Here is a 13,561-nt window from a genome sequence, read left to right as displayed (position 1 = left end):
AAAAATATGCTTTATATTATTATCGGTGTAACCGCTATCTGCCTTGGCTTTTTGAGCGGTTATTTTATTAGAAAGGCCATTGCCGCCAATCAAGCCAGGGGCGCGGAAGCAAAGGCCGAAAACATGCTCAAAGAGGCCAAGACCAAGCAACAAGAAATCTTGTACACGGCCAGGGAAAAGGCCATTCAAATCATCGACGAAGCCAAAAAAGAAGAAAACAACCGCAGAAAAGAATTGAAAGAACTGCAAAACAGATTGGAAACCAGGGAAAATTTGTTCGACAAAAAACTTTTGGACCTGGAAGCCCAAACCACCAAATTGCAGGACAAGGCCAAAGAAATCGACGCGGCCAAAGAAAAAATTAAAAAAATCCAGGCCGATCAAATCGAAAAACTCGAAAAGATCGCCAACATGAACAAAGAGCAGGCGCAAAAAGTTCTGCTCGCCAATGTGGAAAGAGAAGTCAGCGACGCTCTGTCCAGCCGCATTAAAAAACTGGACGAGGAAGCCTCGCTGGAATTGGATCGCCAAGCAAAAAAGATGCTGGCCAATGTGATTCAGCGTTGCGCCGCCAGTCAAGCCGTGGAAATCACCACGTCAACGGTCTCTCTGCCTTCTGACGAAATGAAAGGCAGAATCATCGGCCGAGAAGGCAGAAACATCAGAACCTTCGAGCAATTGACCGGCGTGGAAATCGTGGTTGATGACACGCCCGAAGTGATCACCGTTTCGTCTTTCAGTCCGATCAGACGCGAGGTGGCGAAGCGAGCTCTGGAAAAACTGATCATTGATGGACGCATTCATCCGGCGAAAATCGAAGAAGGCATTGCAGAAGCCAAAAGAGAATTGGCGCTGGAAATAAAAAAAGCGGGCGAAGAAGCTTGCTATCAAGTTGGCATTGCCGGCCTCGACCCGAAACTGGTCCAGATAATCGGCCGATTGAAATACAGAACGAGTTACGGACAAAACGTCCTGCAGCACTCCATGGAAGTGGCTCACCTGTCCTCGCTTTTGGCGGAACAGCTGGGCGCTGACGTGACCGTGGCCAAAAAAGCGGGCTTCTTGCATGACATCGGCAAAGCCGTGGATCATGAAATCCAAGGCACTCACCCCGAGATCGGCAGAGACATTGCCAAAAAATTCAATCTGCCCGAGGAAATAATCATTCCGATTCTGACTCATCACGAAGATAAACCTACCACCTTGGAAGCGATTATCGTCAAAGCGGCCGACGCCATCAGCGGCGCCAGACCCGGAGCCAGAAAAGACACTTATGAAAATTATTTGCAGAGATTGGAAGAGCTGGAAAACATTGCCACCAAATTGGAAGGCGTGGAAAAAGCTTATGCCATTCAGGCCGGCCGAGAAATTCGAGTTTTCGTCCAGCCGGAAGTGATCAATGACATTGACGCTCACAAAATCGCTCAGCAAATAGCGAAGAACATTGAAGACGAGCTTAAATATCCGGGTGAAATCAAAGTCACTGTGATTAGAGAAAACAGAGTGATTGAGTACGCGCGATAAACGTCATGGAGCATGGAACATGAATCATGGATCATGAAACAATTAGCTTCAATAAAAAACCGCCACACCTGTCTGTCATTCCCGCGAAAGCCTGCCGGCAGGCAGGCGGGAATCTCAAAGCAGTGGCGGTTTTTTTTGAGTGCGATGAGGACGTTAATCATTGTCCTTTTTTAATCGCGTCATCACTTTTGTAAATAAATCACACGGGATGGACTTCCCAAACTTTGGCGGACAAACGCAATTAAATGTTCCTGCTCTCTCATAATTTTCCGACTTGAACCAAATATCTCTCAACGATTCGCTCCAAATATCACCCAATAAAGTTCTATCATCGCCCGGGCATCTCAAAACCTTGCCTGTTAATGTCACATACATGCCGCAAGCGACCTGATTGCATGGATGACCGCCGGCATAAGGAGCAATGCCCTCATCCTCAAGCTGCTTCATTGTAATTATACCTTTTTCAAGATTGAATTTATAAATTTTTACGTACAATTCAATCAATTCTTCTGGGGAGGGGGTAATTTTATGCCACTCAAATTCTTTGGCACACCTGCCGCTTATCATTGTCGGACAAACAATAACATACATATTTCTAATTCTGCCCCATTTGTATATTTCAAAAATTTCCTCGTAATTATCATTGGTGATCGGGTTCGCGGCCAGACAAAGTTTTGTTGGGTTGTGTTTATTAAAACCCGCCTTAGCTAAAAGTTCTAAAGCGCGATTTCTTTTCAAAGTATAACCCTTGATATTACCTATCATTTTATCTTGAATTTCTGTATCAAAGGAATTAAAACCCAATAAAATGCTGGCGTTTACTTTCTTCAATTCTTCAACTAATTCTTCACCGGTGGAAATGCCATATTGAGAATACCATTTTTTAACCTCATTATCGTCGCCAATAACATGCCCTTTTGTAAAAATAAGCGGGATAATATCCAATTTTTTTAGTTCTCTCAAAAATTCCAAAAATCTTTTTTCTTGAAAAGGTTCACCGGCCCCGAGAAATTTAACAGATTTCAACCCTAATTTTTTGCCCTCTTTGACAATATTCACTATGTTGTCGTAATCAATTATCTTGTTTTTGCCAAAATCAACATTATTGTTTTTTCTAAAACAATGTGGGCAATTAAGATTACAAAAACTTCCAAAATCAATATCTAATGTTAAAAGCTTTCCAAAATTATCTTTCATTTCATTTTGGGAAAAAGCCCAGCCGTTAACATCATTAACAAAATTTTGAGGGAATTTATTTTCGTAAATTGTGGAAACATTTGGTTCTATTCTCATATTATTGCACCTAACTAACTTCTATAGCCACCTCAATTCATTCTACGAACAAAACCCCTCCCAGTCAACCTCACCTCAAGCAAAAAGCCATCACCTGTCTGTCATTCCCGAGAAATTCTGCCGGCAGGCAGCGGTGACGGTTTTTTTATATAAAATTTTTATTCAGCAATATATTCCTTCGCGTGTCTTAAAATTTTATTGACCACGAAAACAATACCCATGAAAAACAAAGTGAAAATAAGAAAATTTGATATAAACCAGGGGAGAGAAAAAGAGTCTACGGCTAATTTCACCGCCGTGACCGGATGGAGTATTCCATCCCAAACATTAAATCTGGTATATAATCCGAAAACGCTGGCGAATGAAGCGTAAGCGCACAGGGCAAGAATGCATAGCTGTTTTTTGATTGATTTTGAGTAAAGAGATGAAGCGACTTGAACAACGGAAAAAACGAAAATCATCACTCCGCCAAAAGCATATATAAAAGTGGGGATTAACGACCATGCTCGCTCAAGGCACATCTCGGTATAAAAAATATTTTCAGGCAATCTGCATAATTCCGCCACATGCCTTATTTCCGATATTGAATAAATCGTATAAGGGATGAATATTGTCCATAAAATCAAAAAAATAATTTTGGGCAAATTAAGTTTTTTTTGTTTGGCAATCAGAAAGCCCAGCAATAAAGGGAAGGCGATAATAAAAAAACGCAATAAGGTGACGCGAACGGAGATGGGAAAGGCCGCGTCCGAATATAAATTTCGCTCATGCAAAAAAAGAGACGAAAGCAATCCCGCAAGAGAAAAAATTAAAACTTTTCTTTTTGAAATATCCATATTTTTATTTGATTACGCATTGCTTTTCAGAATACGAATTTTTTGGGAAAGAATTTATCCTTTTCATTTTAAGAAATCTGCGATATTCCCGGAACGTTGGCGCTCGAAAGATACGACAATACTCCGTTCTTCTTTCTTTCACTAGCGTCTCTTCCCGTTCTCCTATAAATGATTTTATTTTTTCAGGCAACAATCGTTCCATTTCAACCACCTGCTTTATTTTTATTGTTCTGAGATTTTCAAATTCATCACATTCAATTTTTTTGTCCGCCAAAACGAAAAAATTGTCGAATTGAGAAGAGCGCCGAACAATGCTTACGCCAACTCTATCCTTGTCCCCGATCGCAAAGGCCCAAAACCCGCCCGAATCCCCCAAATATTCCGGAGGCGAACCCCAGACGATTTGAAAAATCGGTCCTTTAAATTTTCGATAAAAATGATGCGACAATCTAAACGCATCCAAAAGAATCACCAAATCCGTTTCAGCCAAATTTTTAATTAACTCGTCTTCCGAAAAGCGCCGCTTAACTTCAATTCCCTTCCATGAAGGGACCGAACCGCGATAATTAAGCCATAATGATTTGCCGATGAAATTTTCGTATTTCCTTTGCAGTCGTAAATACATTGCAAGAGCGACATTCCCAATCAAAACCATAATTCCCCTATCGGAAATACGCTTCATTATCCATGGTATCCAATCCTTAACGGGTATTTTATATTTAAAAAAATTTGTATCGGAAAAATTATTTTGTATTGCTTTGCAAAGAGCCGCGTCAGTCGCTTTTTTCCCCGCGATAATTCCGATTTTAATTGAATTATTTTTCATATTATCCCTTTGGCTGTTATAATTCATCCTACAAACAAAACCCCTCCCAGTCAACCGCTTGGCGATAAATCACAACTCAAAAAGCGCCCCTTTCGGAACGCTTTTTTCATATCTACCTTATTAGTAACCATTTGTAACATTCGTACAAAATTCGTAATTCGTAACCCTTACGCCCAAAGCTTGATAATCAACCCCACAATCAGCAACGCCACAATATTCAAAACTTTAATCATCGGATTAATGGCCGGGCCCGCTGTGTCCTTGTAAGGATCGCCCACTGTATCGCCGGTCACCGCCGCTTGGTGCGCCAGAGAACCTTTGCCGCCGAAATGTCCTGACTCAATGTATTTTTTGGCATTGTCCCAAGCGCCGCCGCCGGTGGTCATGGAAATGGCCACGAAAAGTCCGGTGATAATGCTGCCGACAAGCAGTCCGCCCAAAGCGTGCGGTCCCAAGATAAAGCCGACCAAAATCGGCACGAGCAATGGAATCAACGCCGGTAAAATCATTTGCTTTAACGCCGATTTAGTCACGATATCAACGCAGGTTGAATAATCGGGTTTGGCTTCTCCGCTCATGATGCCTTTTATTTCCCTGAATTGTCTTCTGACTTCTTCAACCACCTTGCCCGCGGTCTTGCCCACCGCGCTCATGGCCAAGGCGCCGAAATAATACGGCAATAAGCCGCCGATAAATAAGCCGACCAAAACTTTCGGGTCGCTCAATAAAAATTGAAAATTCGTACCGGTGCCTTCGGAAAGAGCGTGAGTGAAATCCGCGAATAAAACCAGCGCGGCCAAACCGGCCGAACCGATGGCATAACCTTTGGTCACCGCTTTCGTGGTATTGCCCACCGAGTCCAAGGCGTCAGTTGTTTTTCTCACGTCTTCGGGCAATTCCGCCATTTCCGCGATGCCGCCCGCATTATCGGTAATCGGTCCGTAAGCGTCAATGGCCACCACAATGCCGGTCATGGAAAGCATGGCCATGGCCGCGATCGCCACGCCATAGATGCCGGCCAATTGATAAGCGCCGAGCACGGCCGCGGCAATAACCAGAATCGGCCAGACAGTCGATTTCATGGATACGGCCAAGCCGGCGATAATATTGGTGCCATGTCCGGTCTTTGAAGCCTTGGCGATTGATTTGACCGGAGAGTATTTTTGAGAAGTGTAATAATCGGTAATAACCACCAGCGCGCCCGTGACCGCCAAACCGATCAGCGAACATAAAAATAAATTAATGATTGAAAATTCGGTATTGTCTCCCATCAGCCAAGAAGTTATCGGATAAAACATAATGCCCGCCAAAAGTCCGGAGACAAAAAGTCCTTTATAGAGAGCGCCCATGATATTTTTCTTTGAACCCAGTTTGATGAAAAAAGTGCCGATGATCGAAGCGATGATCGCGGCCGCTCCCAGAGCCAGCGGGTAAAGCACGCCATTATCAAAACCTCGGAAAGTCAGCGCGCCGAGCAGCATCGCCGCCACTGAGGTCACCGCGTATGTTTCAAACAAATCAGCGGCCATGCCAGCGCAATCGCCGACATTGTCGCCGACATTGTCCGCGATGACAGCCGGATTTCTCGGATCGTCTTCGGGAATGCCGGCTTCGACTTTGCCCACCAAATCCGCGCCCACGTCAGCGGCCTTGGTGTAAATGCCGCCGCCCAGTCTGGCGAAAACGGAAATCAAACTGCCGCCGAAGCCCAAGCCGATCAAGGCCTTAACGTCGCCGGTCAGCGCGTAGAATCCGGCCACGCCCAAAAGTCCGAGGCCCACGACCAATAGTCCGGTCACAGCTCCGCCTTGGACAGCCACATTAAGCGCTTTGGCCAACCCTTGTTTGGCCGCCTCAGCCGTCCTGACATTGGCTCTAACGGAAATATTCATACCGATGTAGCCGGCCAATCCGGATAAAATCGCGCCGATTAAAAATCCCAGCGCGGTCTTCCAGCCCAGGGCGAGCCACAGCACTACCGCTACTATGGCCGCGATAATGGTGATGGTGCGGTATTGTCTGTTCAAATAAGCGGACGCGCCTTCCTGGATGGCCTTGGCGATCTCCTGCATTTTATCCGAACCAGGACTCTTCTTTAATATTGACCCGATCAGGATGAGTCCGTAAATGATTGCCACGAGCGAGGCAATTAACGCCAAAATAATGGTGATATCCATATTTTCAAAATTTTTATCCGCGATTTTGTTCGAAGCGAAAAACGCGTCGATTTATCAATCGCAAAACGTTGAATAGTTAATTATTTTTTCGTCTTCATTTTATCTTCCCTCGCCTTTTTCTTAGCCACGCGCTTTGAAGCCAATTCCGCCTTGGTTCTGATGGCTTGCTTGCCTTTGTAATAACCGCAGGCCTCGCAGATTTGATGAGGCAAAACAGGCTGCTCGCAATTGGAGCATTTGGCTCCTTGCAAGCTGCTCATCTTCTTATGAGCTCTGCCCATTCTGGCTTTCGAATGCGTTCTTCGATGTTTTGGTACTCCCATATTTTTTCACGTGTCATGTATCACATATCATGTATCAATTCGCCTTGATCAATGATTCATGATCCATGATTCATGTTTCATGATAATTAGTTCTTACTCATTCTAACTGATTTATTGAAATTTTTCAAGTAATTTGCCGACTTTGGGCATATTGACTAGATGTTTTGATATTGCTATAATAACAACGTCATTTTGTGATTTTTGAACCGAACACTGAAAATTTATCATACACGCCGCCATCGTCTAGTGGTTAGGACACCAGGTTTTCATCCTGGTAACCGGGGTTCGATTCCCCGTGGCGGTACCAGCCTAATATTAAATATCAAAAATAAAATATAAAAAAATTGGAGTCCCTTGGGGACTTTTTTTATTTAGTAAAAATTTGTCCATTCCCCAAAATTTTTATATACTTATAATATGCAAATATTCGACTACAAACAAAACAAACTGATCGAGGTCGAGAAAGTGGAAAAATCCGATAATGAATGGAAAAAAATCTTGACACCCGAGCAATTTGCCATCACCAGACAAAAAGAAACAGAAGCGCCGTTTTCCTGCTCGACCGAAAAGCATAAAGCCGGCCTGTATAAATGCGTTTGCTGCGGCGCGGATTTATTTTTAATCGACACCAAGTTCGAATCGGGCACGGGCTGGCCAAGCTTTTTCGAACCGATTGACGAGCATAACGTCGCTTATGAAAAAGACAACAGCCTGGATTATAAAAGAACCGAAGTCAAATGCGCCAGATGCGAAGCGCACCTTGGCCATGTGTTTGACGATGGCCCGCCACCGACCGGCAAAAGATATTGTATTAATTCAGTTGCCTTGAAATTTACGTAAAAAAAATAAAAACATGAAAATCAATCAAAATGCTCCTCAACTAACAAAAAGCGAAAGTTCAAGGCGCAATATTAAAATCGGCCTTTTATTAATTCTAATTCCTATTATTATTTTCGTTTTAACAAGTTGGATAAGATCATTAGATTATTATAAAAAACTAGAAAACTGTATCAGTTACCCTGAACGAACTGCGGAACAAAAATTACAATTTCCTCCAGAAGTCAGCTATTGCAAATATGACAACCCAATTTTTTATTTTAGTATTGAATATTTACAGACTTTCTCATTAGCCGCTGGAGTTATTTTAGTTCCATTTGGCATTAGATATCTATTTAAAAAAGATAAAAACAATGTAATCAAAACATAGAATTCTCGTCAACATAGATGAACATAAAAAATAACTATAAATCTATGGTAAAGAAACTATTCTTATGCCTGGCAATTGTCTGCGCAATTACTTTAATCGCCCCGGCAAACGTTTTAGCCGGCGAAGGCTGCTACCAAGACCCGATTTACGAAAGAAATGAAAACGGGCGGGTGGACACTTCCGCGTTTGTCAGAAACAACGCTTGCATGGAAGGCACGACCATTTTAACCACGGCCACGGCCGGCTCGGTGATAAAAATCATCGGCGAAACGGACGGCTGGTACAAAGTTCAATTGGCTGACGGAACAGTCGGCTGGGTGGGAGCAAGACTGATGTCAAAAACCACGGCGGCTCTCACACAGACTCAGACTCAGACTCAGACTCAAACCAAAACCCAATCCGGCTACGGCGTTCCTAATCTGGCCAAGTATCGCGGTTATATTTTCTTGCAGGTGCAAAGCCGCGGCGAAGCTTATTATTACTATCCGGTTAATAACAAAGGCTACTACCTTGGCCGGGCGGAAGACGCGTTCAAAATAATGCGCGAGCTCGGGCTGGGCGCCACGCATGACTTTATCGAAAACACCTCATACTTCCCCGATCACGTGGTTGGCAGAATACTTTTGGATGTTGAAAAAAACGGCGAAGCTTATTACATCTACCCCAAAGACAGAAAAAAATATTATTTGGGCAGACCGGCTGATGCTTACAATATAATGAGAGAATTGGGACTCGGCATTACTGACAGCGATCTGAGCTATTTGACCAAGGCGGAATAAATTGAACAAACAAAAAATCACCACCTCATTGTCATCCTCGCGGAAGCCTGCCTGCCGGCAGGCAGGCAGGGATCTCATAAAAGCAGTGGCGATTTTTTATTTACTTAAAAAAATTAATTTAGATATTGTTTGGCCTGCCTGACACGGCTATTTCATTTGATCCATGATTCATGTTTCATGCTCCATGACTTAAACGCGTTCCACGTATTCTCCGGTTTCCGTGTTCACTCTGATAATGTCTCCTTCTTTAATGAACAACGGAGCTTGCATTTGCGCGCCGGTTTCCAAAGTGATTTGTTTGGTCGCGCCTTGAGAACTGTCTCCTTTAATGCCGGGAGCCGCTTCAGTCACTTTCAATTCCACTTTTTTCGGCAATTCCACGGACACCGGCTTGCCGTTGAATTTCAACAAATCAACGTCTCGGCCTTCAATCAAAAAGCTGGTCATATTGCCGAGCGCCGAAGCCTCCAAAGAAAATTGTTCAAAAGATTCATTGTCCATGAAATAGCATTCATTGCCCTCGGTATACAAATAATTGGCGGTGACGCGATCCAGATTCGCCGACTCGATTTTATCGCCGGGCTTGAAACTGTATTCAATCACCTTGCCGTTGATCAAATTTTTCATTTTCGTCTGCATCACCGGTTTTCGCTGTTGGCAACGCATAAAATTGGCGGAAACAACCACGTAGGGTTCGCCTTCGTAATCGATTGTCGTGCCGACTTTAATGCCGTGCAATGAATCTATTGATGACATAATTCGATGCTAATGACGCGAAACAACACGAATGATGCGAACACTGGCGCTTTCCTTCGCGTCATTCTCATGTTCGTTGCTATATTCGCGTCGCTTATTTAACCACAAACGGCAGCAAGGCCATGATTCTGGCTCGCTTGACCGCCTGCGCCACTTTGCGTTGATGTTTGGCGCAAAGTCCGCTGCGCCTTTGCGGCGCGATCTTGCCATAAGAAGAAATGAATTTTTGCAGCATTTGGCCTTCCTTATAGTCGACCTCTTGCATGGTATTCACGCAAAAATAGCAAGCCTTGTCTTTTTTAACGGTATTTTTTCTGATCATAATTATTGGTTACGAGATGTACGAGATTCGCATACAGGATAGTACAATATCATAATAATGGTACAAATTAGAAAACGTTCATAACAAATCCGTGCTGAAAATAATTCGTAACCATTTGTAATATTCCTGCCTGCCGGCAGGCAGGTGTACGAAATTCGTAAATTTGTAACGATTAAAAAGGAATATTTTCAATTTTTATCTCATCGTTTGATTCATCGCTCGATGCGGCCGGAGCCGGTGAATTGTCCGGAGCGATATTTTCTTCGGCGCCGCGCGCCGCGCCTCCCGCGGAAGCTCCTTGGCGGTCAAGCATGATCATGTTTTCAGCGATTATTTCCGTCCGATATCTTCGCACTCCGTCTTGTCCTTCCCAATCTCTGGTTTGCAATCTGCCCTCGATATACACTTTGCCGCCTTTCTTTAAATATTGCGCGCAAATATCCGCCAATTTTCTCCAGGCGACCACATTATGATATTCAACTTTTTCCTGACGCTGACCGTTCGAGTCATTCCAAATCAAATTGGTGGCCACGGAAAACGAAGCGACGTTCAATCCTTGCGGCGTGCTTCGAACTTCCGGATCTCTGGTCAAATTGCCGATGATCATGGCTTTGTTTAAATTCATATTATCGATGCTAATATACGAATAATGCGAATGATGCGAATATTTGCTTAATTAGCATAATTCGCATGTAATTCGCGTCATTCGCATCGCATTATTTTATTTAAACTCCGGAAATATCGTCTTTTAATATCTCATCCAATTTTTTATCCAAATCCTCCAAACTTAATTTGTCTTTTTTGGATTCTTTCGGACTTTCTTTGACTTCCGCATGAACTTCTTCGACTTTCTTTTGAATGTCTTGCTCCTTTTCCTTTTTCTCCGATTGAGCGATGCGCTCTTTTTTGCTGTTTTGCGCCATGATCTCTTCGGCCGTCATCTTCTTTTTAGTCACGATCATGTGCCTTAAAACTTCCGGCGTCAACGCTAAAACTTCATGCATTTTTTGCACGTCCGATGTTTTCGCGTCGAATTCGATGATCACGTAAGTGCCTTGATGGACTTGCGCGATAGGGTACGCCAATCTTTGCTTGCTGAAAATTACGTTCTTGGTGATTTCTCCTCCGTTGTCTTTGACGATTGCGGTCGCTTTTTCCATTATTTTGTCCTGTTCTTCGCCGACGAATTTTACGGGAATAATGTAAAGCAACTCATAGTGCTGTTCAATCATAATGAAATCTGGTCCGGTTTTGCAATAAACCGAGAGGTTTATTGATGGTTCAAAAATGACAAAATCGGTTTCGATTAATATTTTACTTTGCTTAGCTTAACATAAAGACTATTTTTTAGCAAGACACCGAAATCGCTTGCCAAAGAACGCGCTTTGTGATAATTTAAAAATAGGCTGGTTTATGAATAAACTGGCTTTTTTTATTAAATTAACAAAAAAGCGATAAATCAGGAAATTTAAAGCTTTTTTCAAAAAATATGCTTACAGAAGATGCTCGAATCGCCATTAAACAAATCTGCGCGGAAAAAAACATTTCCGAGGAATCGGTGATTGAAACCATCGAATCCGCTTTGGCCGCGGCTTTCAGAAAAGATTATGGCGAAAAAAATCAAAACATTCAGGTGGAATTGAATTTGGAAACCGGCAAATTCAAGGTTTTTGATGTTAAGGAAGTGGTTGATGATCTGACCGAAGAAGAACTCGAAACCATTGAAAACATAAGAAAGGAACGAGAAGATTTGCGGGAACAAGGGGTAAAATCGGAAGACATGCCCGAGCATGAAGATATTCGCAGATTCAATCCGAAAACCGAAATAGAATTGAAAGACGCCAAAGCCCTTAAAAAAACGGCCAAGGTCGGCGCCATCTTAAAAACCAAACTTGAATTGCCCGGAGATTTCGGCCGCATGGCCGCGCAAACGGCGAAACAAGTGATCATTCAACGATTACGCGAAGCGGAAAGAAATGTTTTATATCAGCAATTCAAAGAAAAAGAAGGCGAATTGCTTAACGGCATGGTGCAAAAAAGAGAAGGTCGAAATATAGTAATCGACATCGACCACGCGACCACGATCATGCCGCAAGAAGAACAAATCCGCTCGGAAAGATACAAAATCGGTGATCGCTTAAAAGTTTACGTCGTGTCCGTTTCCTTGACGACCAAGGGACCGGAAATTATCGTTTCCAGAAAAAACGACAATCTGGTGAAAAAATTATTCAAGGTGGAAATCCCTGAAATAGCCAGCGACGTCATTGAAATTAAGGCCATCGCCCGCGAAGCCGGCTCCAGATCAAAAGTGGCGGTCCATACCGAGAGCGACAACATTGACCCGATCGGCTCCTGCGTCGGCCAAAAGGGCGCGCGAATTCAAACGATCATCAGCGAGCTTAACGGAGAAAAAATAGACATTATCAAATACGACGAAAATCCGGCCAAATATATAACCAATGCTTTGCTGCCGGCTCAAGTCTCATCGATCAGCTTGGATGAAGAAGCGAAAATCGCCACCGTGACCGTGCCTCAAGACCAATTGTCTCTGACCATCGGCCGCGAAGGACAGAACGTCAGACTGGCTTCGAAATTAACTGGTTGGAAAATCAATATTAAAGAAGAAGAAACAGGCAAAGAAATTTCCGCTGACGCCAAAGGCGCGGAAAAAACAAAAAAGACCTCGATAGATGATGAGGTCGGCGACGCGAAAGAACCTGAAGCCGAGGTCGAAGAAACTCCGGCCGAAAAGGAAGAACATAAAAAATAAAAATAAATTATGATTCAATTATTCAACACCGTATTATATCAGCCCTTATATAATCTTTTGATTTGGCTGTATAACGTCATCCCCGGTCAAGACATCGGCTTGGCCATCATAGCTTTAACCATAATCATCAAAGTGATTTTGTTGCCGCTTTCCGCTCGAGCCTTGAAATCTCAAAAAGAAATGCAAAAGTTGCAACCCAAACTGGCTGAGCTCAAAAGCAAATACGGAGCTGATAAGCAAAAAATGACCGAGGAAACGATGAAGCTTTATAAGGAACAGAAAGTTAATCCGCTGTCATCGTGTTTGCCGCTGATTATTCAATTACCTTTTTTGCTCGCGGTTTATCAAGTTTTTCGCAACGGTTTGTCCAATAACGGTTTTGATTTGTTATATCCGTTCGTGCAAAACCCGGGACAGGTCAATTCCATGTTTTTCGGCATCCTGGACTTGTCTCTGCCGAGCGTCTATCTGGCTGCCGCGGCGGCCATCGCTCAATATTTTCAAGCCAGAATGCTGCCGATCACGCCGCAGCCCAAAAAAGTGGACGCCGGCTCCAAAGACGAGTCCATGCTGGCCGGCATGAACAAATCCATGAAATATTTCATGCCCGCCATCACCTTTTTCATAGGTTTGCAATTACCCGGAGGCCTCGCCTTATACTGGCTGGTCACCACGGTGCTGACCGCGCTTCAGCAATACATGATTTTTAAAAGCGCCAAAACAGAAACCGTTTAATCGAGATCCCAAA

15 protein-coding genes and 1 tRNA gene are annotated in these 13,561 nt (G+C 43.4%); 7 read left to right on the top strand and 9 right to left on the bottom strand.

The features are described from left to right. The first annotated feature begins 6 nt into the window (after positions 1-6). Positions 7-1,524 (top strand): ribonuclease Y, encoded by a 1,518-nt coding sequence (rny, locus tag VMX18_04305; GenBank protein ID HUT22582.1) that lies wholly within the window; start codon positions 7-9, stop codon positions 1,522-1,524. 153 nt (positions 1,525-1,677) lie between these two features. On the opposite strand, the gene VMX18_04300 is transcribed toward rny, so the two are convergent. The 5 genes from VMX18_04300 to rpmF form a co-directional block, all read right to left on the bottom strand. Continuing rightward, on the bottom strand, positions 1,678-2,817 hold the full coding sequence (locus VMX18_04300; protein ID HUT22581.1) for a radical SAM protein: 1,140 nt from the start codon (positions 2,815-2,817) through the stop codon (positions 1,678-1,680). Positions 2,818-2,975: 158 nt separating this feature from the next. Continuing rightward, positions 2,976-3,653, bottom strand: coding sequence for a DUF1361 domain-containing protein (locus tag VMX18_04295; protein ID HUT22580.1), 678 nt, complete (start codon positions 3,651-3,653; stop codon positions 2,976-2,978). Between the two features lie 4 nt (positions 3,654-3,657). Then, positions 3,658-4,479: a hypothetical protein gene (locus VMX18_04290; GenBank protein ID HUT22579.1), complete on the bottom strand. Its 822-nt coding sequence runs from the start codon at positions 4,477-4,479 to the stop codon at positions 3,658-3,660. A gap of 167 nt (positions 4,480-4,646) precedes the next feature. Continuing rightward, entirely contained in the window at positions 4,647-6,656 is a 2,010-nt protein-coding gene (locus tag VMX18_04285) for a sodium-translocating pyrophosphatase (GenBank protein ID HUT22578.1), read from the bottom strand. An 80-nt stretch (positions 6,657-6,736) separates the two neighbouring features. After that, the gene (rpmF, locus tag VMX18_04280; protein HUT22577.1) at positions 6,737-6,979 is read right to left on the bottom strand and encodes a 50S ribosomal protein L32; all 243 of its coding nucleotides are present in this window, start codon (positions 6,977-6,979) and stop codon (positions 6,737-6,739) included. Positions 6,980-7,211: 232 nt separating this feature from the next. Between rpmF and VMX18_04275 the strand changes: the two genes are divergently transcribed. From VMX18_04275 to VMX18_04260, 4 genes are all read left to right on the top strand, one after another. Further along, positions 7,212-7,286: transfer RNA gene (locus VMX18_04275), tRNA-Glu, on the top strand. A gap of 110 nt (positions 7,287-7,396) precedes the next feature. Continuing rightward, positions 7,397-7,819, top strand: a complete 423-nt coding sequence (msrB, locus tag VMX18_04270; GenBank protein ID HUT22576.1) for a peptide-methionine (R)-S-oxide reductase MsrB — start codon at positions 7,397-7,399, stop codon at positions 7,817-7,819. A 13-nt stretch (positions 7,820-7,832) separates the two neighbouring features. After that, positions 7,833-8,186, top strand: a complete 354-nt coding sequence (locus VMX18_04265; protein ID HUT22575.1) for a hypothetical protein — start codon at positions 7,833-7,835, stop codon at positions 8,184-8,186. Between the two features lie 44 nt (positions 8,187-8,230). Further along, complete coding sequence (locus VMX18_04260) at positions 8,231-8,965, top strand: SH3 domain-containing protein (protein HUT22574.1); 735 nt, start codon at positions 8,231-8,233, stop codon at positions 8,963-8,965. Positions 8,966-9,154: 189 nt separating this feature from the next. Here the strand turns inward: VMX18_04260 and efp are convergent, their stop codons facing one another. The 4 genes from efp to rpsF all read right to left on the bottom strand — a co-directional run bounded on the left by efp (position 9,155) and on the right by rpsF (position 11,275). Then, positions 9,155-9,721, bottom strand: a complete 567-nt coding sequence (efp, locus tag VMX18_04255; GenBank protein ID HUT22573.1) for an elongation factor P — start codon at positions 9,719-9,721, stop codon at positions 9,155-9,157. 94 nt (positions 9,722-9,815) lie between these two features. After that, a complete protein-coding gene (rpsR, locus tag VMX18_04250; protein ID HUT22572.1) occupies positions 9,816-10,043 on the bottom strand; it encodes a 30S ribosomal protein S18 in 228 nt (75 codons plus the stop codon). Between the two features lie 172 nt (positions 10,044-10,215). Next, complete coding sequence (locus tag VMX18_04245) at positions 10,216-10,668, bottom strand: single-stranded DNA-binding protein (protein ID HUT22571.1); 453 nt, start codon at positions 10,666-10,668, stop codon at positions 10,216-10,218. Positions 10,669-10,768: 100 nt separating this feature from the next. Then, positions 10,769-11,275: a 30S ribosomal protein S6 gene (gene rpsF, locus VMX18_04240; protein HUT22570.1), complete on the bottom strand. Its 507-nt coding sequence runs from the start codon at positions 11,273-11,275 to the stop codon at positions 10,769-10,771. 257 nt (positions 11,276-11,532) lie between these two features. Between rpsF and nusA the strand changes: the two genes are divergently transcribed. Both nusA and VMX18_04230 read left to right on the top strand, forming a co-directional pair. Beyond that, positions 11,533-12,813: a transcription termination factor NusA gene (gene nusA / locus VMX18_04235; protein HUT22569.1), complete on the top strand. Its 1,281-nt coding sequence runs from the start codon at positions 11,533-11,535 to the stop codon at positions 12,811-12,813. 9 nt (positions 12,814-12,822) lie between these two features. Continuing rightward, complete coding sequence (locus VMX18_04230) at positions 12,823-13,548, top strand: YidC/Oxa1 family membrane protein insertase (GenBank protein ID HUT22568.1); 726 nt, start codon at positions 12,823-12,825, stop codon at positions 13,546-13,548. Positions 13,549-13,561 lie beyond the last annotated feature (13 nt).

The sequence above is a fragment of the Candidatus Bipolaricaulota bacterium genome (assembly GCA_035528115.1).
In the GTDB taxonomy this organism is placed as follows: Bacteria; Patescibacteriota; Patescibacteriia; order UBA11705; family DATKZF01; genus DATKZF01.
This window is presented reverse-complemented; position numbering and strand designations above follow the sequence as displayed.